The sequence below is a fragment of the Diaphorobacter sp. B2A2W2 genome, from assembly GCF_056730635.1.
This window is the reverse complement of the sequence record NZ_JBWZOR010000001.1, coordinates 161,646-188,069: the sequence shown is the minus strand read 5'-3', so window position 1 is coordinate 188,069 and position 26,424 is coordinate 161,646. Positions and strand designations below refer to the sequence as shown.

Below are 26,424 nucleotides of genomic sequence, written 5' to 3'. Positions count from 1 at the left end.
CCGGCGTCAGGGCCTAGCGTCTGATCCGGCGGTGCGTCAGGGAGCGAATCTCAGCGCTGCGCCAAGCGCACCGCGCAGGCATCGCGCCACTGCACGACCGCCTGGTCGCCCGCCTGCGGGCTGTGCTCCAGCGTGAGCCAGCGGCTGTGGGTGGCATCCACGATGCCCTGCAGTTGCCACAGGGCTTCCCGCCCCAGCAGAGCCAGTTCGGCCAGGCCTTGTTCATCGCCCTGCAGGTATTGCAGGGCTTCGGCCTGCTGCTGGGGATGGGAGCCGGCCTCGAACAGGGTTTTTTGCAGCGCGGAAAGCCGCTGCTCCACGAAAGCGCAGGCCTCGGATTCCGCCGCCTCTGGCGACAGCCCGGCGCGGCGGGTGTCCCAGTCGCCGAAGGCCGTGGACAGCTGTTCAATGAGCCGCTCCACATCTGCCGGCGTGACCTGTACATCGGTCTGCACGGCGCGTATCTGCAGCACGGGCAGCAGACAGGCGATGAGCGCTGCGGGGAACTTGCGGTGGTTCAGGCGCAGCGTGAGCGACAGGCGCTGGGCCGCGGCCTCGTTGGCGTATTTCTCGAAGAAGGCGGCCACCACCTCGGCCACCATCAGGATCTGCCCCATGAGCGAGATCTGGTCCCCCTGCAGGCCGCGCGGATAACCGCTGCCATCCATGCATTCATGGTGTTCCAGCACGGCCTGCTCCACCACGCGCGGGAACATGTTCTGCCCCCGGATGATCAACATGGCCGTGATGGGGTGCGCCATGAGCTGCTGGCGCCCGACGGCCGTCATCTTGTTGGCCGGGTCGTGCCAGACGGGGTCCATGTGCAGCACGCCGATGTCGTGCAGCAGCGCCGCCGTCGCCAGAGGCACGCATTCGCGGTCGCTCCAGCCGCTCTTGATGCCCAGGTACACGGCCGCCAGCATCATGCGCACGCTGTGCTCGAACAGCGCCGGATGCTGCTCGCGCATGACGGTGAGCTTGAAGGCCAGGGACGGCGGCAGCAGCAAGGCGCGCACGGGTGCAAGCAGCTTCTCGGCGGTCATGCCATCCAGCGTGTGCACCAGCAGATAGGCCAGCGTGTCGTGCTCGCACTGCGACGCGGCCAGCTGCACGATGGACTGCACGCTGACCATGTCGTCCATGGCCAGATGCTCGTCGATGCTGCCGCGCAGCTTGTGCTTGACCAAGCGGTCGTAGAGCCGGCTGTCCACGCGCGCGCCCTTGTCCACCAGCTTGATGCCCCGATCGGTGTAGAGCGCTTCCTGCGTGACCACGGTGCGGCGATCGGCCATGTCGGTGATGGCACGCAGGTAATGGCTGTCTCCGTCGGCAAAAGCCGCCGGGCTGAGGTCGGGTGCGTTCATGCGCAGACGAAATGTTAAAAAATGTCACGCGCACTATACGGTGCTTTGCCTTGCGCAAAAAGACAAAAAAGCCGGGTGATCCCACCCGGCCCGTAGTTTTGGCCCCGCGCCCCCGCCGTGCATGCGCATGGCGGCCTGGCGGGTGCCTGTCCTCAGCGCAGCAGCGGCACGCCGGTCTTGGACTGGATGTCCTCGAAGCTCACGTCCGGCGCCAACTCCACCAGTTTCAGGCCTTCGGGGGTGACGTCCATCACGCCCAGGTCGGTGATGATGCGGTCCACCACGCCCACGCCCGTCAGCGGCAGCGTGCAGGCCGGCAGGATCTTCAGGTCGGTGGTGCCGTCCTTCTTGCGCGCCACATGCTCCATGAGCACGATCACGCGCTTGACACCGGCCACCAGGTCCATGGCGCCGCCCATGCCCTTGACCATCTTGCCGGGGATCATCCAGTTGGCCAGGTCGCCCTTCTCGCTGACCTGCATGGCGCCCAGGATGGACAGGTTGATCTTGCCGCCGCGGATCATCGCGAACGACTGGTCCGAACTGAAGATGGACGAACCGGGGATGGTGGTGACGGTCTGCTTGCCGGCGTTGATGAGGTCGGCATCCACCTTGTCCTCGGTGGGAAAGGCACCGATGCCCAGCATGCCGTTCTCCGACTGCAGCCACACCTCTTTGTCCCCGGTGAAATTGGCCACCAGCGTGGGAATGCCTATCCCTAAGTTGACGTAGAAGCCGTCTTCGAGTTCTTGCGCGGCGCGGGCCGCCATCTGATCTTGGGTCCACGGCATGGTTCAGGCTCCTGCTTTCTCGGTGATGGTGCGCTTCTCGATGCGCTTCTCGGGGTTCGGGTTGTGCACGATGCGGTGCACGTAGATGCCGGGCAGGTGGATCTGGTCGGGGTCCAGCGCGCCGGTCTCTACCACCTCCTCCACCTCGACGATGCACAGCTTGCCCGCCATGGCGGCGGCCGGGTTGAAGTTGCGTGCCGTCAGGCGGAACTGCAGATTGCCCGACTTGTCGGCCCGCTGCGCCTTGACCAGCGAAACCTGCGGCACCAGCGAGCGTTCCATCACGTAGGTCTCGCCGTCGAACTCGCGCAGCTCCTTGCCCTCGGCCACGATGGTGCCCACGCCGGTTTTGGTGAAGAAGGCCGGGATGCCCGCGCCGCCGGCACGCAGCTTTTCGGCCAGCGTGCCCTGCGGGGTGAACTCCAGCTCCAGCTCGCCCGCGAGGTACTGGCGCTCGAATTCCTTGTTCTCGCCCACGTAGGAGCTGATCATCTTCTTGATCTGGCGCGTCTCCAGCAGCTTGCCCAGGCCGAAGCCGTCAACGCCCGCGTTGTTGGAAATCACCGTGAGGTCCTTCACGCCGCTGGCCTGCAGCGCATTGATCAAGGCCTCTGGAATGCCGCACAGGCCGAAACCGCCAACGGCCATCAGCTGGCCATCGGCCACGACGCCCTTGAGCGCTTCGGCCGCCGAGGGGTAAAGCTTGTTCACTACAGTCTCCTGGTTTGCTGGGTGGATACGCTACGATACTACGTAGTTTTTTAAGTAGTTTTCCCTAAAGACTTGCACCACTATGAATGTTGCCGACTACCGCTTGGCCTTCGAGATGGCACCCGTGGGCCTGGTGATTTCGCGCAACCGCACCATGGTGGATTGCAACCGACATGTGTGCGAGATGTTCGGCGCCTCGCGCGAACTGCTCATCGGCCAGTCGTTCCAGATCCTCTACCCCAGCCCGGACGAATATGAGCGGCTGGGCGCACGCATGGCGCCCATCCTGAACGCACGCGGCCACTATGCCGACAACCGCATCATGAAGCGCGCCAACGGCGAAACCTTCTGGTGCCACGTGTCCGGTCGCGCGCTGGATCGCAACGATCCGCACGCCTCGGGCATCTGGAGCTTCGAGGACCTGAGCGCGCAGCGCCCCGTGCGCGCCGAGCTGACGGCGCGCGAACGCGAGGTGGCCGCGCGGCTGCTGGACGGCATGACCTCCAAGGAGATCGGCCGCGCGCTGGACATCAGCCACCGCACGGTGGAAATCTACCGCGCGCGGCTCATGCGCAAGTACGGCGCGTCTACGGCCGCGGACCTGGTGCAGAAGCTGTTGGCGGGATAAGTCATCAAAAAAGTGAGCTGTTGGCGCTTGCCCTTCAAGCAGTTCAAGGCATTTACTGCCTGAAATCTAATCGCAGCAAGTGCTGCCAGCTATGGTTTTTGAAGCCGCCGTCGCGCCGCTCAGTGCAGTTTGAGCCGCCCCGACACGCGTTGCTGCAGCAGCCGCGCCAGCGCCAGCACCGCCGTCTTGCCCAGGCCCAGGATGGCGCGGTGGTGCATCAGGTGCAGCGACATGTACATCCACTTGGCGATCAGCCCTTCCACGAAGAAGTTGCGCCCCGCCAGGCCGCCCATCAGGTTGCCCACGCCCTTGTTCTCACCCAGCGAGACGAGTGAGCCGAAGTCGCGATAGACGAAGGGCTCCGCCACCTCGCGCTCGCGCAGCAGCGCCAGCAGCACGCGCGCCAGGTAGTCGGCCTGCTGGTGCGCGGCCTGCGCGCGTGCCGGCACCATGCGCCCGCCCTCCCACACGCAGGCCGCGCAGTCGCCCAGGGCCAGCACGTCAGGGGCCGAGGTGCGCAGCCGCTCGTCCACCACGAACTGGTTGAGCCGGTTCACTTCCAGGCCCAGCGCGGCGTTGGCGTCCGCGGCCTTGATGCCCGCGGCCCAGACCATCATCTCGGCCGCGATCTCTCCGGCCGAGGTGACCAGCACGCCCGGGCGCAGCTCCAGCACGCGCGTGCCCGTCATCACCCGCACCTGCTTGCGGCGCAGGGCCACGGCGGCCTGGGCAGAGATGCGCTCGGGCAGGCCGCCCAGAATGCGGTCGCCCGCCTCCACCAGCGTCACGTCCAGCCGAAAACGCTGGCTGCTGCCCAGGCTCTCCAGCAGCTCGGCATGGGCTTCGAGCAACTCGGCGGACAGCTCCACACCCGTGGCGCCCGCGCCCACGATGGCGATGGACAGCGCGCGCTTGTCCGTGAACGATGCCCGCGCGCAGGCGCTCAGCCAGTCGGCATGAAAGCGCTGCGCATCGCGCACGTTTTCCAGCAGATAGGCGTGTTCGATGCCCGGCGTGCCGAAAGCGTTGGAGCCGCTGCCCAGCGCCAGCACCAGGCGCGTGAAGCTCAGCGTGCGCGCGGGCACCACCTCCTCGCCATGTGCATTGCGCTGAGGGGCCAGGGCGATGGTCTTGCGCGCGGCGTCCAGCCCGGCCAGTTCGCCCATGGTGAAGCTGAAATGGTTGCGCCGCGCGAGCACGGGGTACGACAGACCCTCCTGATGGGCGTCCAGCGTCCCGGCCGCGACTTCGTGCAGCGTGGGCTTCCAGATGTGGAACGCAAAGCGGTCCACCAGCAGCACCCGCTCACGCCCCTGTCGCGGCCCCAGCGCGCGCCCCAGGCGTGCAGCCAGTTCCAGGCCGCCGGCCCCACCCCCCACGATCACGATGTCGTAATGCATGTCAAACCTTCTTCCAGGTTACCGCTCTACAGTGTAGGCAAGCCTGCGTCTATTGCCGCGTTGCGGAAATTCAATGGGTTTGCGCTTGCCGTTTAAATAGATAGAAACAATAATTCTCAAAAACAAATAGTTCACATCTATTTAACCCGCAGCAGTCCAGAAAGGAGCTCTCCCATGACCCATCGCCTCACTACCGCCGCCGGCGCACCCGTGGCCAATAACCAGGATTCGCTGACCGCGGGCCCGCGCGGCCCCATGCTCCTGCAAGACCTGTGGCACCTGGAAAAGCTCGCCCACTTCCACCGCGAGGTGATCCCCGAGCGGCGCATGCACGCCAAGGGCTCGGGCGCCTTCGGCACTTTCACGGTGACCGGCGACATCACCCGCTACACCCGCGCCAAGGTGTTCTCGTCGATCGGCAAGCAGACCGAGTTGTTCGCGCGCTTTTCCACGGTGGCTGGCGAGCGCGGCGCAGCCGACGCCGAGCGTGACATCCGCGGCTTCGCCGTGAAGATGTACACCGAGGAAGGCAACTGGGATCTGGTGGGCAACAACACACCGGTGTTCTTCTTCCGCGACCCGCTCAAGTTTCCCGACCTGAACAAGGCCGTCAAGCGCGACCCCTACACCAACATGCGCAGCGCCGAGAGCAACTGGGACTTCTGGACCGGCCTGCCCGAGGCGCTGCACCAGATCACTATCGTGATGAGCGACCGCGGCATTCCGCGCGGCTACCGCCACATGCACGGTTTTGGCTCGCACACCTACAGCCTCATCAACCAGGCCGGCGAGCGCCACTACGTGAAGTTCCACTGGGTCTGCCAGCAGGGCATCGAGAACCTGTCCGACCAGGAGGCCGCCGCCGTGGTCGCCCATGACCGCGAGAGCAGCCAGCGCGACCTGCTGCAAGCCATCGACCGCGGCGACTTTCCGAAGTGGAAGCTGTGCGTGCAGATCATGACCGAGGAAGAGGCGCAGACCTACCGCTTCCACCCCTTCGACCTGACCAAAGTGTGGAGCAAGAAGGACTTCCCGCTGATCGAGGTCGGCGTGATGGAGCTCAACCGCAACCCCGACAACTACTACGCCGACGTGGAGCAGGCCTCGTTCGCGCCCAGCAACCTGGTGCCCGGCATCGGCCCGTCGCCCGACCGCATGCTGCAGTCGCGCCTGTTCTCGTACGCCGACGCGGCACGCTACCGCCTGGGTGTGAACCACCACCAGATCCCGGTGAACGCCGCGCGCTGCCCGGTCAACATCTACCACCGCGACGGCGCCATGCGCGTGGACGGCAATGCCGGCCGCACCATTGCGTACGAACCCAACACCCAGGGTGCGTGGCAGGAGCAGCCCGCGTACGCCGAACCGGTGGAAAAGCTCTACGGTGACGCCAGCCGCTGGAACTACCGCGAGGACGACGATGACTACTTCACCCAGCCCGGCGACCTGTTCCGCCTGATGACGCCGGAGAAGCAGCGCCTGCTGTGCGAAAACACCGCGCGCAACATCAACGGCGTGTCGCAGCACATCATTGACCGCCACATCGCGCACTGCACTCAGGCCGACCCGGCCTACGGCGCCGGCGTGAAGGCTGCCCTCGAAGCCGTGCGCGCCGGCACGCTGTAATAAGCACCGCCGCCCTGCCCAGGTCCGCACCCGGGCCAAGCATCAAAATACCGCCCAGCCCTTACCCGACAAGCGCTGGGCGCTTCTGTTTTTGACAAGCCCGATGCCCTCCTGCACCCACCTGGCCCGCCGGCCCGTATGCCCCCGCTGCCAGCGCCCCGCCGCAGCCTGCATCTGCGCCGCCGTGCGGCCCGTGGCGCACCAAGTGCAGGTACTGATCCTCATGCACCCGCTGGAGCGGCACCAGGCCAAGGGCACGGCACGGCTGCTGCACCTGTGCCTGCCGGGCAGCCGCATCGTGGTGGGCGAGGCGTTCGATGCCGCCGCGCTGGCGCAGGAAATCAACGCCCCCTGGGTTGATGGCGACCGGCAGGCACCGCGCCGCGCAGTGCTGTTGTACCCGCCCACGCCGCTCGACCCGCAGCACCCCATGCTGCCCGCGCCGCCGCTGTCGACCGACTGGCTGGCAGTGCCCGAACGGCTGCGCCTGGTGGTGCTGGACGGTACCTGGCGCAAGAGCCGCAGGATGCTGTGGGCCAACCCTGCGTTGCAGGCCCTGCCGCGCCTGGCCCTGCAGCAGGTACCGCCCACGCGTTACGCCGTGCGCAAGGCGCACGCGCCCCACCAGCTCAGCACGCTGGAGGCCACGCAGTGCGCACTGCAGCAACTGGAACCCGCCAACCCGCACATCGCCGCGCTGGGTCAGGCCATGGACGCATTGATGGCGCTGCTGTGCTCGCGCGATGGCGCGGCACGCTCGGCTATGCTCGGACCAGACCTTTCATAAAAAATCGGAGACACCCATGGCCGAACGCTATCCCTTCCCCGACCTGAACACATTGCCCGAGGACATCCGCGCCCGCATCCTGGAGGTGCAGGAAAAGGCCGGGTTCATCCCCAACGTGTTCCTGGCGTTCGCCCGCCGCCCGGCCGAATGGCGCGCGTTCTTCGCCTACCACGATGCGCTGATGCTGAAGGAAGAAGGCAGCCTCACCAAGGGCGAGCGCGAGATGATCGTCACCACCACCAGCGCCGCCAACCAGTGCCTGTACTGCGTGGTGGCACACGGGGCCATCCTGCGCATCTACGAGAAGAAGCCGCTGGTGGCCGACCAGGTAGCGGTGAACCACCGCAAGGCCGACATTCCGCCGCGCCAGAAGGCCATGCTCGACTTCGCCATGAAGGTCTGCCAGCGCGCGCACGAGATCGAGGACGCCGACTTCGAGGCGCTGTACCCCCACGGCTTTGACGATGAGGACATCTGGGACATCGCGGCCATCACCGCGTTCTTCGGCCTGTCCAACCGCATGGCCAGCTTTGCCGGCATGCAGCCCAATCCCGAGTTCTACCTGATGGGCCGCCTGCCGCGCGAGAAGAAGGCCTGAGCGCCAAGGCGCTCTTAAAACAATAGCTGCTCGCGCTTGATAGATAAGCGCTGGCGGCTGTTTCTATTTGGATGCCAACACGGCGCTCCGGCAGCCGCTGAAGGCATCCAGCGGGCGCTGGTAGGAAGGCGACTGCACGTCCAGCAGGCCCAGCACGGTGTGGTAGAGGTTGTCGTGCGTCAACGGCGCATCGCCGCTGGCGCGCAGGCAGTCGGCCGCTAACCCGTCACGGCGCATGAAGGAGGTGTCCATCCACGCCACCATGGGCACGTGCTTTTGCATGTCGGGCGCCACGCCGTAGGGCATACCGTGCAGGAACAACCCGTACTCGCCCAGCGACTCGCCATGGTCGCTCAGGTACAGCAGGGCCGTGTCGTACTTGGCGCTCTGGCCACGCAGCCAGTCGATGGCCTTGCCCAGGAAGGCGTCCGTTGCGGCGATGGAGTTGTCGTAGGCGTTCACCAGTTCACCGTGGGCGCAGTCGGCCAGCACTTCCGTGCGGCATTCGGGCATGAAGCGCTTGCCTGCATCGGCCGAGCGCTTGTAGTAGGCCGGCCCATGGCTGCCCATCTGGTGCAGCACCAGCAGCACGCCGCGCTCGCGCTGCGCCGCAGGCAAGGCGGCCAGGCGCGCATCCAGGTTGTGCAGCATGGCCTCGTCGCGGCATTCGCCGCCATCGCACAACTGCTTGCGCGCATCGGCATCCAGGCCTTCGGCGGCCGATGCGTGCGGCACGCGGTCGCACACGCCCTTGCAGCCGGACTGGTTGTCCAGCCACAGCACGCCCATACCCGCGGCTTGCGCCACGTCCAGCAGGTTCTCGTAGTCGTTGTCACGCGACTCGAATGCACTCTTGCCCAGTGGCGAGAACATGCAAGGCAGCGACGCCAGCGTGCTGGTGCCGCACGAGCGCACTTCACGCCAGCTCATCACGTTGCGTTTGGTCAGTTCCGGCGTGGTGTCGCGGCCATAGCCGTTGATGCCGAAATGGTCCGCACGCGCCGTCTCGCCCACCACCAGCACGAACAGCGTGGGCCGCGCCCCGGCCGCATAGCTGGCGCCCAGCGCGGCGCCCTGGGTCATCGGCACCAGCGTGTGGCTGCGCGCGAACACCGGTCGCAGGGCCGACACGGAGGTGGAGTACAGACTGGCCAAGGGGTTCATCAGGTAGCGCAGGTGCGGGTGGTTGCGCATCAGCGGCGCCAAGTCCCGCGACATGGCCGCCACCGTGCCGGCGGCCAGGCCCAGCGCCAGCACCAGCAGCGCCAGGTTGCGGCCCACCTGGCGCAGCGGCCGCATGGCGGGAATACGCACACGCAGCAACCACCAGGAGGGAAGCGCCGCGACGGCCAGCACCGCAGCCAGCATGCGCAGGCTCAGCAGATCGGCCACCTCGCGCGCATCCGTCTGCAGCACGTTGGCGGCCATGCTGGGGTCCATGACGACGCTGTAGGTCAGCATGTAGTACTGCGACAGCGCGGCCACCATGACCACCAGCCACCACAGCAGCTTCATGCCGCGCGTCCAGGCGGTGAACGCCAGAATGGCCACCGTGCCGCACGCCGTCAGCACGGCCAAGGCAGCCGCTGAACGCAGGTACAGGCTGGGCGCGCCGCCAATGCGCGTGATTTGCAGCCACAGCGGCCAGTTGGCCGCCAGTACCAGGTACAGCGACAGGCGCACCACGACCTGCTGCGCCGACAGCGGGGTGGTCATCCAGCCATCCAGCCGGCGCAACGCACCACGCAAGAGGCCTTCGTCGGCAGGGCTGGAAGATGACACAAGCGGCACGGAGGCCGAGGAGGGAGAGGCAATGGAGGCGCGCGAAGACATGCCGCCATCGTGGAACCTGCCACTGAAGCCAAGCTGAAGACGCCGCTCAGGCTTCGTTCAGCTTTGTATCTGCCGCTACTCCCAGGCGCACGTGCAGCTGCGCCAGACTTTCCCACGCAAGGCCCACGGTCCAGCAGGACCAGGCGGACCACAGAGTGTGGCTCATGAAATGTGCACCGCGCATCTGCTGGGCCCAGCCCAGTGCCAGCCCAGCCATCAGAGCGCCCGGCAGCCAGAGGCGCGCCACGTTCGGCGCCGCGCGGCGCAGTACGAACCAGCCCGCTACAAAGCCAAACGCGGCCGAGGCATGCCCTGCAGGGAAGCAGTGCCCCGGCCCCAGGTCGCGCACGCCCCACACCCAGTGCGAGATGTACAGCGCCACCCCGCCGAACTCGGCCAGATCCCAGGGACAGCTGGTGGTGTTCAGGCGCTTGAACACCGAAACCGCCAGCATCGCCCCGATGACGGACAGCACCAGTTGCGCGCGCTGCGCCGGCGCCATGACGCGCAGGAATCCCCAGGGCCGCCACACCCCCATCGCCAGTGCGGCCAGCAGCGCGCCGCTGGCATAGCGCGGACCCTCATGCGTCAGCAGGGCAAAGGTGCGGTGGTCACGCCAGGCAAAGCCCTGCGCCCCCCCAAACAGGCGGGCCAATGGCAGATCCAGGCCCGAAGCGTCCCACAAGACGAGCAACAGGAAAAGCAACAACGTCACCGCATACAGGCGGCGTAAATTCCAGAAGGGCATGGCAAGGAATGGCGACACAACACCGCCATGGGCAGAAAACGGCACCCCGCCAGGCTACGCCCGCGGCCTGAATGCACCATGAACACCAGACCGCCCGCACAGCGCCCTACACTTTCGGCCTCACCCACCTTAGAGAAATCTGCATGCGCGTGCTGCTGGTAGAAGACGACGAAGCCCTATCCGAGGCCGTGTGCGGCTATCTGCGCGCCAAGGCCTTCGTGGTCGATGCCGTTCCCAGCCTGGCGCAGGCCGGCGCCGCCCTGCGCGCGGCCCAGTACGCCGCGGTACTGCTGGACCTGCACCTGGCCGATGGGGATGGCCTGAGCCTGCTGCCGCAGATCCGTGCCCTCAAGGACCGGCCCATCGTCATCGTGCTGACGGCGCGCGACCAGGTCAGCGACCGCATCGCCGGCCTGGACGCGGGAGCGGACGACTACCTCGTCAAGCCCTACGACCCCGGTGAACTGCTGGCCCGCCTGCGCGCGGTGGAACGCCGCCGCAACGCCGCCTATGTACCGGTATTGGCGCTGGGCGACCTGCAGATTGACCTGTCGCGCGAGCAGGTGCGTCGCGCCGGGGTGCCGATCGCGCTCACGCAGAAGGAATGGGCGCTGCTGCGCGTGATGGCAACCCGCCCCGAGCGCATCCACACGCGCGAAAGCCTGCAGGACGCGCTGTATGGCTTTGACGACGAGGCCGACAGCAACACGCTGGAGGTGTTCATCAGCCGGCTGCGGCGCAAGCTGGGGCGCGAACACATCGAGACCCTGCGCGGGTTGGGCTACCGCCTCGTGCACCGTCCTGACGAAGGCGCAACGGCATGAGGACACACCTGCGCGGGCCATTGCGCACGCAGACCCTTGCGGGGCGACTGACGCGCAGCCTGATCCTCTGGGTGGGCGGGGTGTGGCTGCTGTGCGTGCTGGGCGTGGTGTGGTACACGGACCGCGAGATCAGTTACAACTTCGACAGCGAATTGGTCGAGGTCTCACACCGTTTCTTCGATATTGCCCTGGACCACCTGGACGCGGCCGGCCCGCGCGACGCGACCGAGGGGCCGCTGGTCCTGCCCTCTCCGGGATCGTTTGCCGATGCAGACCTCCTCTACCAGATCGTCGCGCCCGACACGCGCGTGCTGGCGCGATCGGCCGAGGCCCAGCCCGAGCAGTTCGACGTACCGCTGGCGCCGGGCTTCGAGAACACGCACGGATGGCGTGTCTACACCCTGTCGCACCCCACTCGCCCCCTCTTCATGCAGGTGGCCGACCCGCTGCACGAGCGGCGCGAGGCGGTGAACCGCACCCTGGTCGGCCTGGGCATCGTCATGGTGGCTATGCTACCCCTGCTGGCGCTGCTGCTGCGGCGCATCGCACGGCGCGAATTGCAGGTGCTGGACGCTCTCACGCACGAGATCAGCCTGCGCGACGGGCAGCAGCTCACCCCGATCGCCCTGCCCGGCCTGCCGCGTGAACTGCGCAGCGTGGAAGACCATGTAAACCGGTTGCTGGACCGCCTGTCCCGCGCGTTGGACGTGGAGCGCGCCCTGGCTGCCAACGCCGCGCACGAACTGCGCACCCCGCTCACCGCGGCCCGCCTGCGGTTACAGACCGCGCTGGAACATGGCCTGCACCGTGACGACGTGCAGGCCGCCATCGCCGCGCTGCAAACGCTGAGCCGCCGTACCGAAAAGCTGCTGCAGCTGTCGCGCGCCGAGTCCAGTGCCCCCTATACCCGGGAGCCCGTGGATCTGGCCCAACTGGCCACCACGGTGGCGCAGGAGTTTTGGCAGGATGATCGCGCCGCCGACCGGCTGGATCTGGTGACCGCTTACGAAGGGCCCGCTCCCGTAGCGCGGGGCGATTTCGACGCGCTGGCCATTGCCCTGCGCAACCTGCTGGAGAACGCACTGAGCTATGCCGGCGACAGCGCGGTGGAACTCATCGTGGGCCCCGGCTGCGCCATCGCCGTGCGCGACCACGGCCCGGGTGTGAGCAGCGACCGCCTGCAGACCCTGCAGCAGCGCCATGTGCGCCAGAGCGCGGACCGCACGGGGTATGGGCTGGGTCTGTCCATCGTCGCGACCATTGCGGCCAAGCACGATGCCCAGCTACAACTCACGTCACCCCTGGCTGGCGAGGCTGGCGGGTTCGAGGCGCGGCTGTTGCTGACGCCCAGGTAAGCCAGCCGTTGCCCTTACGCCAGCGCCAGGCCCCGGGGGCCCGGCGGGGTCTGCGGTGGGTATCCAGGATCAGGCCTGCGGTGCCGGCAACGCGACTGCCGAGGAATCAACGCGAAAGACCCCTACGGCCTGGGCCACTTGCGCCGCCTGGCCCTGCAGCGATTGCGTCGCAGCGGTGGCCTCTTCGACGAGCGCGGCATTCTGCTGCGTCGCCTGGTCCATGTGCGCCACCGCGATATTCACCTGCTCGATGCCCGAGCTCTGTTCACGGCTTGCCGCGCTGATTTCACCCACCAGCGCGCTCACCTGGTCAACGCTGCGAATGATGTCCTGGATGGATGTGCCGGCCTTCGCCACGAGTTGGTTACCCGCCTCGACGGTATCGACCGAACGTCCGATCAAGTCCTTGATCTCCTTCGCCGCTTCGGACGAACGGCCGGCCAATGAGCGCACCTCGGAGGCCACCACGGCAAACCCCCGCCCCTGCTCGCCGGCCCGTGCCGCTTCGACCGCCGCGTTGAGCGCAAGGATGTTGGTCTGGAAGGCAATGGAGTCGATCACGCCAATGATGTCCACGATCTTGCGCGACGACGCGTCGATGGCGCGCATGGTCTGCATCACATCGTCCATCACCTGGCCGCCTTGCTGGGCCTGCTCTGCCGCCGTGCGCGCCAGCTGGTTGGCTTGATGGGCGTTGTCGGCGTTCTGACGCACCGTCGACGTCAGCTCTTCCAGGGAAGCTGCCGTTTCCTCCAGCGAACTGGCTTGCTGTTCCGTGCGCCGGGACAGGTCCAGGTTGCCTGCGGCAATCTCTGCCGACGCGCCCGCAATGCTGTCGGCGCCCTGGCGCACCTCGCCTACGATGGTACGCAAACGGTCGGTCATGGCTTGCAGCGCTTGCAACAGCTGGGCACCTTCGTCCCGGCCGCTGGAGTGCACGGCATGCGTGAGGTCACCTGCGGCGACCACCTGCGTTGCTTGGACAGCGCGGGCCAACGGCGCAGTGATGCTGTGGGTAAGGATCCAGGCCACACCGATGCCCGCCACCAGGACCACCAGCCCGATGCCGCCCATCAGCCAGGAGCTTGCGGTAGCGCTGCTGTCGATGTCTTGCCCGGTGCGATCGATACTGGCCCGCTGGAAGTCGCGCAGCGCCGCCAGGCTTTCCAGATAGCCACGGGAGGCAGGAACGAACTGGCGCTCGAACAAGGTGGTCACCTGCTCTGCCTGCCCACCCTTCTTGGCGGCGATGATGGCGTCACGGGCCTGGATGTATGCCTGACGGTGTCCGCTGAGAGTGTCAAAGAGGGCTTGCTCTTCGCTGCCGGAAATGAGCTTGACGAACTGGGCCTGCCGTTCGTTGGTTTCCTTGCTCGACGCGGCGTTCTCTGCAGCGAACAACTCCGTCAGCGAGTCGTCGCTGCTGCGCGCGACCGCAGTGGCACGCTGGATGCTGGCGCGAATCACTCCGTACCAGTCGGTCACCAGCCGTTCCTTCTGGAGCGGCACAGAAAGGATTTGCCGCGTGCTCCCGGCCACCCCCTGCAACTGCCACACCCCCACTGTGAGCATGAGCACCGCAAACAGGATGAGCAGGCCAAACCCAGCCGTCAGGCGGGTGCCGATACGAAAGTTTTCCATATGTCCCTCGGAACGTGAACGGCTGACTTACCGTCCGTGAAGCAAGCACGAGAAGGAAAAACCGCCAAATGTAAATAAGTGTGACTTTATTCGGAAGTGGCTGGTAACAAGCATCTCCCGCAGAATGCCCCTGCTCGAGCTAAGTGTTTACCCTAGTATCTCGTCCAATTTTCGCCAGGTTGCCACACCACAGCGCTGGCCGTCGCGGTGCCAGACTCGGGTTTGCCGTGGCCTCCACTTTCACATAACGAAAGTGCTGCCAAATTACGGAATGCGGGATTCGAAAAAGCGGGCATCGCTTGCCGTTTTTCAGTGCGCTTCCCCATAAAGCGAAGGTACCCGAACGCCCCGTTTGCGCTTGTGCACTGCACAAAATGAAGTGTCTGGACGGCATCGCGAGAAGTGAACGACCGTGCGATTCCTGTGCGACGGCCTGAATACAATCGGTCACCACACAGGGCCATCGCTCCCACAGGCCGGCACCCTGCCTTTTTCCACTATCGAAGCAGAAGAGACACCCATGACGAACGACGAAATTCTGAGCACCTACGGTCCCCGGGAAGCCATGGAATATGACGTGGTGATCGTCGGCGGCGGCCCCGGCGGGCTTGCCACCGCCATCCGCCTGAAGCAACTGGCGGCCGAGAAGGGCCAGGACGTTTCCGTCGTCGTGCTCGAAAAAGGCTCCGAGCCGGGCGCGCACATCCTGTCCGGCGCCATCATGGACCCGAAGGCATTGACCGAACTGATCCCCGACTGGAAGGCCAAGGGCGCGCCGCTGAACCAGCCCGTGACCGACGACGCCATGGTGTTCCTGGGCGAGAAGTCCTCCCTGCGCACGCCCAATTTCCTGCTGCCGCAGTGCTTTCAGAACCACGGCAATTACATCGTCAGCCTGGGCAACGTGGTGCGCTGGCTGGCCGAACAGGCGGAAGGCCTGGGCGTGGAGATTTTCCCCGGCTTTGCCGCCGCTGAAGTGCTCTACAACGAAGACGGCTCCGTCAAGGGCGTGGCCACCGGCAACATGGGGGTGGGCAAGGACGGCGAGCCCACGAGCGAATTTCAGCTGGGCATGGAATTGCATGCCAAGTACACCATCTTTGCCGAGGGTGCGCGTGGTCATCTGGGCAAGCAGATCATCGCCCGCTACAAGCTGGATGCGGAGAGCGACCCCCAGACCTACGGCATCGGCATCAAGGAGTTGTGGGAGATCGACCCCCAGCGCCACCAGCCCGGCTTCGTGCTGCACACCGCCGGTTGGCCCATGGACAACAGCACCTACGGTGGCGCCTTCCTCTACCACCTGGAGGACAACAAGGTCACGCTGGGCTTCATCACCGGCCTGGACTACAGCAACCCCTACCTGAGTCCGTTCGAGGAATTTCAGCGCTGGAAGACCCACCCCAACATCCGCTGGTACCTGGAGGGCGACGAGGCCAAGGGCATCAAGCCCGCCAAGCGCCTGGGCTACGGCGCACGCGCCATCACGGCCGGCGGCCTGATGAGCCTGCCCAAGTTCGTCTTCCCAGGCGGCGCGCTGGTGGGCTGCGAGGCGGGCTTCCTGAACGTGAGCCGCATCAAGGGCAGCCATGCCGCCATCAAGACCGGCATGCTGGCCGCCGAGGCGGCATATGACGCCATTCAAAGCGGTCGCCAGCACGATGAGCTCTCTGCCTATCCCAAGGCCTTCGAGGGCAGCTGGCTCTACACCGAACTGAACAAGGCACGCAACTTCAAGGCCTGGTTCAAGAAGGGCCTGGTCACGGCCACGGTGATGAACGGCATCGAGCAGTTCGTGCTCAAGGGCCACATTCCATGGACGCTGCACCGCGACAAGCCTGACCACGCTTACCTGAAGCCCGCGGCCGAGTGCAAGCCCATCGTGTATCCCAAGCCGGACGGCAAGCTGACCTTCGACCGCCTGTCCAGCGTGTTCATCAGCAACACCAACCACGCCGAGGACCAGCCCGCGCATCTGACGCTCAAGGACGCCAGCGTGCCGGTGAATGTGAACCTGGCCAAGTACGCCGGCCCCGAGGCGCGCTACTGCCCGGCCGGCGTATATGAGTTCGTGCCGGACGAAGCCAAGGGCGGCAGCGCACAACGCCTGCAGATCAACGCCCAGAACTGCGTGCACTGCAAGACCTGCGACATCAAGGACCCGACGCAGAACATCGTCTGGGTCACGCCGGAAGGCGGCGGCGGTCCGAACTATTCGGGCATGTAACCAAGGGGTTGCTGCGCAATGCTATATTTTTAATAGCTGTTAGCGCTTGACTGAAAAGCCGTGGAGGCACTTTCCACCCAAAAGTGCCGCAGCGCCCGTTCCGTCCACGGACGGCAGGCAAACGGTAGACTCCCCACAAGGCCGCGCGTGGTTCCTGCGCCGGCCTGGTACTACAAACACAGGAAAACACCGCACGTTCAATTGGAGAGTGAACCGTTATGAAGAGTTTGTCTTGGGCGCCCCTGGGCGCTATCGCCCTGGCCGCAGCCGCCCTCGCGCCCGTGGCGCATGCGCAGCAAAAGTCCGTTGCCGTGACCGCCATCGTGGAGCACCCCGCCCTGGACTCGATCCGCGACGGCGTGAAGGCCCAGTTGCAGGCCGCCGGCTTTGAAGAGGGCAAAAACCTCAAGTGGCAATACCAGAGCGCCCAGGGCAACACGGGCACCGCCGCGCAGATCGCGCGCAAGTTCGTGGGTGACAAGCCTGACGCCATCGTCGCCATCGCCACGCCCTCTGCCCAGGCCGTAGTGGCTGCCACCAAGACCGTGCCTGTGGTGTTCTCTGCCGTGACGGATCCCGTGGCCGCCAAGCTGGTGAAGAACTGGGAACCCTCCAAGACCAACGTGACCGGCGTGTCCGACATGCTGGCGCTGGACAAGCAGATGGATCTGGTCAAGCAGGTCGTGCCCGGCGCCAAGCGCGTGGGCATGGTCTACAACCCGGGCGAGGCCAACTCCGTCGTCGTGGTCAAGGAACTCAAGCAACTGTTGCCCAAGATGGGCATGACGCTGGTGGAGGCTTCTGCCCCGCGCTCGGTGGACGTGAGCAGCGCCGCGCGCAGCCTGGTGGGCAAGGTGGACGTGATCTACACCAACACGGACAACAACGTCGTCTCGGCCTACGAGTCGCTGGTGAAGGTCGGCCAGGAGGCCAAGGTGCCGCTGGTGGCATCCGACACCGACAGCGTCAAGCGCGGCGCCATCGCCGCCCTGGGCATCAACTACCGCGACCTGGGCGAACAGACCGGCCGCATGGTGGTGCGCCTGCTCAAGGGCGAAAAGCCCGGTGACATCAAGCCTGAAGTCAGCACGAAGATGGAACTGTTCGTGAACCCAGGCGCCGCCGAGAAGCAGGGCGTGAAGCTCTCCGACGCGCTGGTGAAATCCGCCACGCAAGTGGTCCAATAAACCTTCGCGCCAAGGCCGGGCCGCCGCGGCAGCCCGGGCCACTGGCACCCCACGCAGGAGCCATGGCGCCATGGCTCCTGCTTTGTTTTCTATCCGCCACTGTCCATGTCACTCTTTTCCCTGCTGGGTGCCGTCGAGATCGGCCTGATCTTCAGCCTGGTCGCGCTGGGCGTCTTCATCTCGTTCCGGCTGCTGCGCTTTCCCGACCTGACGGTGGACGGCAGCTTCCCGCTGGGCGGCGCGGTCTGCGCCATCCTCATTTCCACCGGCCATAACCCCTACGTGGCCACGGTGGCCGCCACCGCTGCAGGGGCTGTTGCCGGTCTGGTCACGGGCTGGCTGAACGTGCGCCTGAAGATCATGGACCTGCTGGCGTCCATCCTGATGATGATCGCGCTGTATTCCATCAACCTGCGCATCATGGGCGGCCCCAACGTGCCGCTGATCAACGACGAGACGCTGTTCACCTTGCTCCAGCCGCCGGGCCTGGACGACTACTGGTCGCGCCCGATGATCCTGCTGGTGATCGTGATCGCGGCCAAGCTGTTCATGGACTGGTTCTTCGCCACCGAGCGCGGCCTGGCCATCCGAGCCACCGGCTCCAACGCGCGCATGGCCCGCGCGCAGGGCATCAACACCGGCGCCATGGTGCTGCTGGGCATGGCCGTATCCAACGCGCTGGTGGCACTGGCGGGCGCGCTGTTCGCGCAGACGCAGGGCGGCTCGGACATTTCCATGGGCATCGGCACCATCGTCATCGGCCTGGCCGCCGTGATCGTGGGCGAGAGCATCCTGCCCTCGCGCCGCCTGGTGCTGGCCACGCTGGCCGTGATCATTGGCGCCATCGTGTACCGCTTCTTCATCGCGCTGGCGCTCAACAGCGACTTCATCGGCCTGAAGGCGCAGGACCTCAACCTGGTGACTGCCGTGCTGGTCACCATCGCCCTCGTGATTCCGCAGCTCAAGCGCAAGCTGGCCGCACGCGGCCGCTGAAAGGAAGGCTCTCCCCATGCTGAGCGCACAAGACCTCTTCATCACCTTCAACCCCGGCACGCCCATCGAGACGCGCGCGCTGCGCGGCATGTCGCTGGACATCCCGGCGGGTCAGTTCGTCACCGTTATCGGCTCCAACGGGGCAGGCAAATCCACCTTCCTGAATGCCATCTCGGGCGACCTGTCGGTGGACACCGGCCGTATCGCCATCGACAACCAAGACGTGACGCGCCAGCCCGTGTGGGAGCGCGCCCGCCGCGTGGCGCGCGTGTTCCAGGACCCTATGGCCGGCACCTGCGAAGACCTCACCATCGAGGAGAACATGGCCCTGGCCCAGCAGCGCGGCACGCGTCGCGGCCTGCGCGGCGCCGTCAAGCAGTCTGAACGCGCCATGTTCCGCGAACGCCTGGCTACGCTGGGCCTGGGCCTGGAGAATCGCCTCACCGACCGCATCGGTCTGCTGTCGGGCGGTCAGCGCCAGGCCGTGAGCCTGCTCATGGCGGCATTGCAGCCCTCGCGCATCCTGCTGCTGGACGAGCACACCGCCGCGCTGGACCCACGCACGGCCGATTTCGTGCTGCAGCTCACGGCCCGCATCGTGGCCGAGAACCAGCTCACCACCATGATGGTCACGCACAGCATGCGCCAGGCGCTGGACGTAGGCCAGCGCACCGTCATGCTGCACCAGGGGCAAGTGGTGCTGGACGTCTCGGGCGACGAACGCGCGCGTATGGACGTGCCCGACCTGCTGCAGATGTTCGAGAAGGTGCGCGGCGAGAAGCTGGCCGACGACGCGCTGCTGCTCGGCTGATGCTTCTCTATTAATAGCTACTAGCGCGTTTCAGGAAAGCGCTAGAGGGCAATTTCGCTTCAAATACGGGAAGCGTGCGCCGCGCGGTAGTCACCGCTTCGCGCGGAGTTTTTTGGGCGAAAAGCCGTAGAGCCGGCGAAAGGCGGTGGAGAAATTCGCAGGGCTGCGGTAGCCCGCCAAGTCCGCCGCCTGCGCCACGGTGATGCCCTGTGCCGTGATGGCATCGGCCGCCCTGCGCAAGCGGCCTTCGCGCAAGTGTTCGAAGATGGGCTTGCCGAATGCCTGGCGGAACTGCGTTTGCAGGGTGCTGGCGTTGCAGCCCATGTGCCGCGCGATTGCGCCCATGGTGAGGGAGTCAGCGGCGCCGCTGTCGAGCCAGTCGCGCAGATGGCATGCCCGCTGGTACGCGGTTGGCCGCAATCCGGCTGCCTCGCATGCGGCGGCGGAATTGGCGGGCGCGACCCACTGCGCCAGCGCCTCGATGACCAGTTCGAGCGTCAGGCACTCCTGCTGCAGCCCGCTGAGCGGCCCGTCCTGCAACTGGCCCTCTGCCAACAACTGCTCGGCAACGTACACCGCCCTGGGCGAAGGCGCCCACGCCGTCATGGACAGGTGGGGCAGCGCGTTCAGGTGGCCCAGCCCCGCCTTGTCCAGCCATTGCGGCGTCAGCGTGAGAACCAGCATGCGCTCGCGCGACGGCGCGCGGCAGCGGTGCTCGTACGGCGCCGGCCCGCGCAGTGCCACCACGGCCGCCCGGGCCCCCCCGCCTGGGGGCACCGCCACCGGCAGGGCCAGGGGGCCGATGCGCAGCCTGCCGCCGCCCTGCAGCTTGAACACGATCTTGATCCCGCTCTTGGTCAGCGGGAAGCGGCTGGTCAAGCCACGCAGGTACGCGATGTCCGTGCGGTGCAGGAAGAACCCGGCGCGCAGTTCGGCCAGGGACAGCGTGCCGTTGAACACGGAACCGCCGACGGCCTGCTCGGGCCCGCTCAGAGCCCCACCGTGCGCCAGCCGGTCCAGCAGCAGGGCCGTAATTTCCCCCGCCTGGGGCTCGGCCTGCCGGCGATTCACGATCGAGGCAAAGGTTTTTGTCGCGGCAAACATATTCCCTGTCAGCGCAAAAGAAGAAGAACGGAGCTGTCCCGATACTACACGCCAGTTGATAACCATTCTCAATCTCAGCGGTCTCGCCACACCTACCAGGCGCTCCCTCTTCCATGTTCGTGAAACACCCTTGCCCCTACCCCTTGCTTCTGGCCCTGCCCGGCCTGTTCTCGGCCTCTCTCGCGCTGGCGCAGGAGCCCACACTCGCCACTGTCAGCGTGCAGGAAAAACTCGTGTCCGACGTGACCACCACCGTCACCAGCGAAGCTGTGCAGACCCACGCGGCGCGCAGCCTGGGTGAGATGCTGCGCGACGAGCCCGCCGTGTCGGTGGGTGGCGGTGCGGCCATCGCACAAAAACTCTACATCCGGGGCGTGGAGGATTCCATGCTCAACACCACGCTGGACGGCGCGGCGCAGAGCGGCCGGGCGTTCCACCACCAGTCCCGCCTGCTGATCGACCCGGAACTCATCCACAGCGTGGAGATTGACCGCGGAGCCACACCCGCGAGTGCCGGGCCGGGGGCCCTGGCAGGCTCCATCCGCATGACCACCAAGGATGGCCGGCAGCTTCTGCGCGACGGCCAGACCTTTGGCGCCAGCGTGCGCGGCGGCGTGGCATCCAACGACGGGCACCGCTGGGGCGCGGCGCTGTACGGCCTGGCGGGCGAGAGCGTGGACTTTCTGGTGTCCGCCAACCGTGACGACAACGATGATTACCAGGCGGGCGACGGCATCCGGCAGACGCACAGCGGCTCCAAGCAAAGCAGCGGGCTGGGCAAGCTCAACTGGCGCATCGCCGCCGGCCACCGCCTCACGCTGGGCTATCAGGCCGTGCAGGACGAGGGTTCGCGCTACCTGCGCCCCAACTTCTGGCAGGGCCAGGGAAATTCGCTCATGCCCCAGAAGACCACGCGTGACACGCTCACCGTCACCTACCGCTATGACGGCACGCGCACCCTTCCGGCCATGGAGTTAGGACTGTTCTCCGACACGATGAAGGTCACGCGCATCACGACGGCCGCGCAGCCGCAGTTCAACAAGCCGCTGGGTCATCAGTTCGGCGAAGAGATCGCCTCCAGCGGGCTGAACCTGAAAGCCGCCACCCGCGTGGCGGACGCCACCGTACGCTACGGACTGAACATCCATCGCTTCGAGATGAACGCCGTCCATGCCCGCCCGCCCGCCGCATCCACCAGCAACGGGCGCGAAGAAAGCAGCGTGAAGGGACTGTTCGCCGAAGGCAGCATCCCACTGGGTGACCAGTTCCTCCTGGGGGCGGGCGCGCGCTACGACTGGTACGGCTACACCGACAACCACGCGCAGCGTATCTCCAGCCGCGGCTTGAGCCCCAACATGTCTCTGACCTGGATGGCGACCGACGCGCTGAGCGTGCGCGCGTCCGCAGGCACCGCCCTGCGCGGCGCGGGACTCAAGGAGGCGTTCTATGTGGACAACACCCGCTGGCGGAACGACCCCGGACTGCAGCCAGAAAAGGCCCGCAACGTCGAGCTGGGCGTGAACTACAACGAGGGCCCGTGGAGCGCTAAAGCCACCGTGTTCCGCCAGCAGATCCGCAACTTCATCTCCACCACCACCGGCGCAACCTGGGCCGTGGCCAACGTAGGTACGATGAAGTCCTCAGGCTACGAGGTCGGTGTGGCATGGAATCGCAGCGTGTGGCGCAGCGGTCTTGCTGTGGCCAGCGCCAAGCCCCAGCTCAACGGCTACGACCTGGGCGACGAGGCCTACGGGCTGGGCGTGTCCACCGGCCGCAGTTGGAACCTGAACCTGGGCTACCGCATCCCCACGTGGAACCTGGACCTGGAATGGTTTGGGCGCTTCGTGGAATCCAAGACCTCGACCGAATATCTGATTTCCGAAAGCCGCACCGCCACCAAGCACAAGCCCGGCTTTGGCGTGCACGACGTCTACGTCAACTGGCTGCCCTACGGCAACGACCGCTTGCGCGTGACCTTCGGCGCGCGCAACCTGCTCAACAAGTTCTACTACGACCAGGGTAGCTACGCCTACTACGTGAGTGCCGCTGGCGCCATCAGTGGCCGGGGCTTCGCCGAGCCGGGCCGCAACGTACGCCTGGACGTGACGTGGAAGTTCTGACGGCCAATCGCCGCGGGAAGCGTTAACCCGGGAACAGGGGCAGGTCCGCCTTCTTGAGCGTGCGCAACACGAAGCTCGAGCGGCTGTGGCGTATACCCTTGATCCTGTAAAGCTTCTCGCGCAGCAGGCGCTCGTAGTCGCGCGTGTCCTTGACCACCACGCGCAGCAGGTAGTCGTAGTCGCCAGAGACCAAGTGCGCCTCCACCACTTCCGGGATGCTGGCAAGCATCTCGCCGAACTTTTCCAGCGTGTTGTCCGAATGGCTGTCCAGCGTCACCTGCACCAGCACCGTGTCGCCCAGGTCCAGCGCCTGCGGGTTCAGGCGCACGGTATACCCTTCGATCACGCCCGCCTCTTCCATCTTCTTGATGCGGCCCCAGCACGGCGAGGGGCTCAGGCCGACGGCGGCGCCGATCTCTTGCAGGCTGGCGCGTGCATTGCCTTGCAGCACGGCGAGAATTTTTCTGTCCAGACGATCCATTCGCCATATTATTTATGAATTTCTAAATTCACAGAATATTTTTCCGCAAATATTGAATTTCAGAAGAAATTCAGCAAATTCATCCGCACACTGCAGCGCATACTCTGTGCATCAAGGCGCTCTTACCGGGGCGCACGACATTGACGAGACCCCGCCCGGTTACCGCTGGGCGGGGACTTGGCAAGACGGGCCAAGGCGGCCTTCTCAAGTCCCCGCGCAAACCCCTATGACCTGCGTCATGTTGCATTGCCATAATTTTTCGGCAGCACCCGCAGATTCACAGGAGACAACATGCAGCTGACCAAACTTGCGCTGGGCCTGGGCTTGGCACTGGGCATGGCCGCAACGGCCTTGGCACAAACCACAATGCGCATCAGCATCTCGACGGCGCAGAACTCCCACCAGGGCGTCGCCATCGACACGTTTGCCAAGGAGGTCGAAAAGCGCACCGGCGGGCGCTACAAGGTGCAGACCTTCTACAACGGCGCGCTGGGCGGCGAGCGCGAATCCATCGAGGCGGTGCAGTTGGGCACACAGGAGTTGGCCTTCAGCTCCACCGGTCCGGTGCCCAACTTCGTGCCCGAGACCAAGATCCTGGACGTGCCCTTCCTGTTCCGTGACAAGGCCCACGCACGCGCCGTGCTCGACGGCCCGATCGGCCAGGACCTGCTGACCAAGTTCGATGCCAAGGGCTTCAAGGCGCTGGCCTGGGCGGAGAATGGCTTTCGCCACATGACCAACAGCAAGCGCGACGTGAAGACGCCCGAGGACTTGAAGGGCCTGAAGATGCGCACCATGGAGAACCCGGTGCACATCGCCGCGTACAAGGGTTTCGGCATCATCACCACGCCCATGGCCTTCCCCGAGGTGTTCACAGCCCTGCAGCAGGGCACGGTGGACGGCCAGGAAAACCCCCTGCCCGTCATCATCTCGGCCAAGTTCGATCAGGTACAAAAACACCTCTCGCTGACGGGTCACGTGTACTCGCCCTGCCTCTTCGTGATGAACAAGGCGGTGTTCGACAAGCTCTCACCCGCGGACAAGCAGGCCTTCATCGACGCCGCCAAGGAGGGCACCAAGGCCAACCGCGCTCGCGTGGACGAGGACGACGCCAAGGGCGTGGCCGACCTGCGCGCCAAGGGCATGACGGTGATCGACGATCTGGACAAGTCCAAGTTTGTCGCCGCGCTCGCGCCCGTGAACGCGCAGTTCGAGAAAGAGTTCGGCAAGGCCAACCTCGACAAGATCCGCAACTACAAGTGACGCTCACTTTTCAGTAGCTGCTACCGCCCGTGGATCATGCGCCACGGGCGTTTTTATTCATATTTTCGTGAGTGCGCATGAAAACCTTCTTCCTCTCCTGCGAGCGCTGGAGCACCGCCGTTGCCATGTGGGGCGCCTGCGCCATGCTGGCGCTGGCCTCGGCGCTCGGCGTGTTTCAGATCCTGATGCGTTTCGTTTTCGAAGAGCCGGCCGAGTGGACCGAGGTGCTGATCCGCTTCAGCCTGATCTGGATGGTGTTTCTGGCGATTCCCATGGCATTCCGGCAGGGCGCCATGGTCAGCGTCGACGTGCTCTACCGCTGGAGCCCGCGCCCGCTGCGCCGCGTGCTGGACTGGGTGGTGTGCCTGGCAGCGCTGGCGCTCATCGCCGTGATCATCTGGTGGGGGTGGGACTACGCGCGCCGCGGCGGCGTGCAGTCGATGGCAGGGCTGGAGTCGGTGTCCATGTTCTGGGCCTATCTGGCCATGCCCGTGGGTGGGCTGTTCAGCATCCTCGGCATCGTGGGCAATCTGATCGACCCGCAGCGCCATGAACTGGAGACTGCCCAATGAGCGCCGCGCAGAGCCGCCTCAAACAAGCGAGCGGCCCCCTCGGGGGGCGGCGGGTACATGAAATGACGCGCGTGGGGGCCCTATGACCACGGTCATGATCTCCACCATGGTGCTGTGCTTCGCGCTCACCATCTCCGTGGCCGTCTCCATCGGGCTGGCCTCCATCCTGGGCATCCAGGTGGCGAACGCCAACATGCTGATTTCCGTGAAGGAGATGTTCGCCTCCATCAACAAGTTTCCGCTCGCAGCCATTCCGTTCTTCATCCTGGCGGGCAACCTCATGGAGACCGGCGGTATTTCGCGCCGGCTCGTGGAGTTTGCCAAGAGCATCGTGGGCGGCGTGCAGGGCGGCCTGCCCATGACCTGCGTGCTCACCTGCATGATCTTCGCGGCCGTCTCAGGGTCATCGGTGGCGACCACGTTCGCCATCGGCGCCATCCTGATTCCTGCGCTCATCAAGCATGGCTACCCCACTAGCTACGCGGCCGCGCTGCAAGCCACCAGTGCCGAGCTGGGTGTGATCATCCCGCCGTCCATCCCCATGATCCTGTACGGCGTGGCGGCCGAGGTGTCGATTGGCGAGCTGTTCATCGCCGGCTTCGGCCCCGGCATCCTCATCAGCGGTGCGCTGATGTTGTTCGTCTGGGTGTATTGCAAGTACAAGGGCTGGGGCAAGCATGACGGCGACGGACGCATGCCCTTCGGCCGCGCGCTGCTGCAGGCGGGCTGGGCACTGCTGATGCCAGTCATCATCCTGGGCGGCATCTACGGCGGCGTGTTCACGCCCACCGAGGCCTCTGCCGTGGCCGTGTTCTACGCGCTGGTGGTGGGCATGCTGATCTACCGCGAGATCCGCATCGCGGACCTGTTCGCCATCCTGCGCAAATCGGCCATCTCGTCGGCGGTGATCATGTTCATCATTGCCAATGCGGGCCTGTTTGCCTTCCTCATCACGCGCGCTGGCGTGCCGGACGCCATCGGCCGCTGGCTGCAGGAGGTGCTGCAGTCGCCCGCGCTGTTCCTGCTGGGCGTGAATGCCGCGCTGTTCGTGATCGGCATGTTCATCGAGACCAGCGCCGCCATCATCGTGCTGGCGCCGATCCTGGCGCCGGTGGCCCAGCACTTCGGCGTGGACCCGGTGCACTTCGGGCTGATCATGGTGGTGAACCTGGCGCTGGGCATGATCACGCCGCCCTTTGGCGTGAACCTGTTCGCGGCATGCACGGTGGCGCGCATCTCCCTGGATCGTATCGTCGCCCACCTGTTGCCGTTCGTGGGCGTGGTCCTGCTGTGCCTCCTGGTCATCACCTACGTGCCATCGCTTTCACTGGCCCTGCGTGATCTCGTGTACGCAAAATAG

The 26,424-nt window shown here is 65.7% G+C and carries 23 protein-coding genes; 14 read left to right on the top strand and 9 right to left on the bottom strand.

Going from position 1 to position 26,424, the window contains the following annotated elements; genetic code table 11:
- Nucleotides 1–50 precede the first annotated feature (50 nt).
- The 3 genes from AC1PPL_RS00840 to AC1PPL_RS00830 form a co-directional block, all read right to left on the bottom strand.
- On the bottom strand, nucleotides 51–1,364 hold the full coding sequence (locus AC1PPL_RS00840; protein ID WP_312566294.1) for an HD-GYP domain-containing protein: 1,314 nt from the start codon (nucleotides 1,362–1,364) through the stop codon (nucleotides 51–53).
- A gap of 152 nt (nucleotides 1,365–1,516) precedes the next feature.
- Nucleotides 1,517–2,155 (bottom strand): 3-oxoacid CoA-transferase subunit B, encoded by a 639-nt coding sequence (locus AC1PPL_RS00835; protein ID WP_312791047.1) that lies wholly within the window; start codon nucleotides 2,153–2,155, stop codon nucleotides 1,517–1,519.
- A gap of 3 nt (nucleotides 2,156–2,158) precedes the next feature.
- Nucleotides 2,159–2,866, bottom strand: a complete 708-nt coding sequence (locus tag AC1PPL_RS00830) for a CoA transferase subunit A (RefSeq protein ID WP_479972409.1) — start codon at nucleotides 2,864–2,866, stop codon at nucleotides 2,159–2,161.
- Nucleotides 2,867–2,948: 82 nt separating this feature from the next.
- On the opposite strand from AC1PPL_RS00830, the gene AC1PPL_RS00825 reads away from it, so the two are divergent.
- Entirely contained in the window at nucleotides 2,949–3,494 is a 546-nt protein-coding gene (locus AC1PPL_RS00825; protein ID WP_088886809.1) for a PAS and helix-turn-helix domain-containing protein, read from the top strand.
- 119 nt (nucleotides 3,495–3,613) lie between these two features.
- Here AC1PPL_RS00825 and AC1PPL_RS00820 read toward each other — a convergent pair whose 3' ends face one another.
- The gene (locus tag AC1PPL_RS00820; protein WP_284466799.1) at nucleotides 3,614–4,894 is read right to left on the bottom strand and encodes an NAD(P)/FAD-dependent oxidoreductase; all 1,281 of its coding nucleotides are present in this window, start codon (nucleotides 4,892–4,894) and stop codon (nucleotides 3,614–3,616) included.
- Nucleotides 4,895–5,068: 174 nt separating this feature from the next.
- Here AC1PPL_RS00820 and AC1PPL_RS00815 point away from each other — a divergent pair, with 174 nt between their 5' ends.
- The 3 genes from AC1PPL_RS00815 (at nucleotide 5,069) to AC1PPL_RS00805 (ending at nucleotide 7,905) form a co-directional block, all read left to right on the top strand.
- Nucleotides 5,069–6,520, top strand: coding sequence for a catalase (locus AC1PPL_RS00815; RefSeq protein ID WP_479972408.1), 1,452 nt, complete (start codon nucleotides 5,069–5,071; stop codon nucleotides 6,518–6,520).
- Between the two features lie 103 nt (nucleotides 6,521–6,623).
- Complete coding sequence (locus AC1PPL_RS00810; RefSeq protein ID WP_479972407.1) at nucleotides 6,624–7,307, top strand: tRNA-uridine aminocarboxypropyltransferase; 684 nt, start codon at nucleotides 6,624–6,626, stop codon at nucleotides 7,305–7,307.
- A 16-nt stretch (nucleotides 7,308–7,323) separates the two neighbouring features.
- Complete coding sequence (locus tag AC1PPL_RS00805) at nucleotides 7,324–7,905, top strand: peroxidase-related enzyme (RefSeq protein ID WP_015913292.1); 582 nt, start codon at nucleotides 7,324–7,326, stop codon at nucleotides 7,903–7,905.
- Nucleotides 7,906–7,968: 63 nt separating this feature from the next.
- Here the strand turns inward: AC1PPL_RS00805 and AC1PPL_RS00800 are convergent, their stop codons facing one another.
- The gene (locus AC1PPL_RS00800; RefSeq protein ID WP_479972406.1) at nucleotides 7,969–9,738 is read right to left on the bottom strand and encodes a phosphoethanolamine transferase; all 1,770 of its coding nucleotides are present in this window, start codon (nucleotides 9,736–9,738) and stop codon (nucleotides 7,969–7,971) included.
- Nucleotides 9,739–9,784: 46 nt separating this feature from the next.
- Entirely contained in the window at nucleotides 9,785–10,486 is a 702-nt protein-coding gene (locus AC1PPL_RS00795; protein ID WP_479972405.1) for a phosphatase PAP2 family protein, read from the bottom strand.
- 143 nt (nucleotides 10,487–10,629) lie between these two features.
- Between AC1PPL_RS00795 and AC1PPL_RS00790 the strand changes: the two genes are divergently transcribed.
- Nucleotides 10,630–11,310 carry a response regulator gene (locus tag AC1PPL_RS00790; protein WP_011805201.1) on the top strand — a complete coding sequence of 227 codons (681 nt, stop codon included), beginning with the start codon at nucleotides 10,630–10,632 and terminating at the stop codon, nucleotides 11,308–11,310.
- Nucleotides 11,307–12,665: a sensor histidine kinase gene (locus tag AC1PPL_RS00785; RefSeq protein ID WP_479972404.1), complete on the top strand. Its 1,359-nt coding sequence runs from the start codon at nucleotides 11,307–11,309 to the stop codon at nucleotides 12,663–12,665. Before AC1PPL_RS00790 ends, AC1PPL_RS00785 begins: the two co-directional genes overlap by 4 nt.
- A 69-nt stretch (nucleotides 12,666–12,734) precedes the next feature.
- Here AC1PPL_RS00785 and AC1PPL_RS00780 read toward each other — a convergent pair whose 3' ends face one another.
- Nucleotides 12,735–14,306, bottom strand: a complete 1,572-nt coding sequence (locus tag AC1PPL_RS00780; RefSeq protein ID WP_374608052.1) for a methyl-accepting chemotaxis protein — start codon at nucleotides 14,304–14,306, stop codon at nucleotides 12,735–12,737.
- A 520-nt stretch (nucleotides 14,307–14,826) separates the two neighbouring features.
- Between AC1PPL_RS00780 and AC1PPL_RS00775 the strand changes: the two genes are divergently transcribed.
- The 4 genes from AC1PPL_RS00775 to AC1PPL_RS00760 all read left to right on the top strand — a co-directional run bounded on the left by AC1PPL_RS00775 (nucleotide 14,827) and on the right by AC1PPL_RS00760 (nucleotide 19,524).
- Nucleotides 14,827–16,533 carry an electron transfer flavoprotein-ubiquinone oxidoreductase gene (locus AC1PPL_RS00775; RefSeq protein WP_287966319.1) on the top strand — a complete coding sequence of 569 codons (1,707 nt, stop codon included), beginning with the start codon at nucleotides 14,827–14,829 and terminating at the stop codon, nucleotides 16,531–16,533.
- 218 nt (nucleotides 16,534–16,751) lie between these two features.
- A complete protein-coding gene (locus tag AC1PPL_RS00770; RefSeq protein ID WP_088886817.1) occupies nucleotides 16,752–17,720 on the top strand; it encodes an ABC transporter substrate-binding protein in 969 nt (322 codons plus the stop codon).
- A 105-nt stretch (nucleotides 17,721–17,825) separates the two neighbouring features.
- A complete protein-coding gene (locus AC1PPL_RS00765; RefSeq protein WP_015913285.1) occupies nucleotides 17,826–18,713 on the top strand; it encodes an ABC transporter permease in 888 nt (295 codons plus the stop codon).
- 16 nt (nucleotides 18,714–18,729) lie between these two features.
- Nucleotides 18,730–19,524 (top strand): ABC transporter ATP-binding protein, encoded by a 795-nt coding sequence (locus AC1PPL_RS00760; RefSeq protein WP_011805195.1) that lies wholly within the window; start codon nucleotides 18,730–18,732, stop codon nucleotides 19,522–19,524.
- 90 nt (nucleotides 19,525–19,614) lie between these two features.
- On the opposite strand, the gene AC1PPL_RS00755 is transcribed toward AC1PPL_RS00760, so the two are convergent.
- Nucleotides 19,615–20,628, bottom strand: a complete 1,014-nt coding sequence (locus tag AC1PPL_RS00755; RefSeq protein ID WP_479972403.1) for a helix-turn-helix transcriptional regulator — start codon at nucleotides 20,626–20,628, stop codon at nucleotides 19,615–19,617.
- Nucleotides 20,629–20,741: 113 nt separating this feature from the next.
- Between AC1PPL_RS00755 and AC1PPL_RS00750 the strand changes: the two genes are divergently transcribed.
- Nucleotides 20,742–22,748, top strand: a complete 2,007-nt coding sequence (locus AC1PPL_RS00750; protein ID WP_479972402.1) for a TonB-dependent receptor domain-containing protein — start codon at nucleotides 20,742–20,744, stop codon at nucleotides 22,746–22,748.
- 22 nt (nucleotides 22,749–22,770) lie between these two features.
- Here the strand turns inward: AC1PPL_RS00750 and AC1PPL_RS00745 are convergent, their stop codons facing one another.
- Entirely contained in the window at nucleotides 22,771–23,229 is a 459-nt protein-coding gene (locus AC1PPL_RS00745; protein ID WP_479972401.1) for an Lrp/AsnC family transcriptional regulator, read from the bottom strand.
- Between the two features lie 291 nt (nucleotides 23,230–23,520).
- Here AC1PPL_RS00745 and AC1PPL_RS00740 point away from each other — a divergent pair, with 291 nt between their 5' ends.
- The 3 genes from AC1PPL_RS00740 (at nucleotide 23,521) to AC1PPL_RS00730 (ending at nucleotide 26,424) form a co-directional block, all read left to right on the top strand.
- Entirely contained in the window at nucleotides 23,521–24,492 is a 972-nt protein-coding gene (locus AC1PPL_RS00740; protein WP_123675804.1) for a TRAP transporter substrate-binding protein, read from the top strand.
- A 77-nt stretch (nucleotides 24,493–24,569) separates the two neighbouring features.
- Nucleotides 24,570–25,064 (top strand): TRAP transporter small permease, encoded by a 495-nt coding sequence (locus AC1PPL_RS00735; protein ID WP_312303494.1) that lies wholly within the window; start codon nucleotides 24,570–24,572, stop codon nucleotides 25,062–25,064.
- Nucleotides 25,065–25,146: 82 nt separating this feature from the next.
- Nucleotides 25,147–26,424: a TRAP transporter large permease gene (locus AC1PPL_RS00730; RefSeq protein ID WP_312303496.1), complete on the top strand. Its 1,278-nt coding sequence runs from the start codon at nucleotides 25,147–25,149 to the stop codon at nucleotides 26,422–26,424.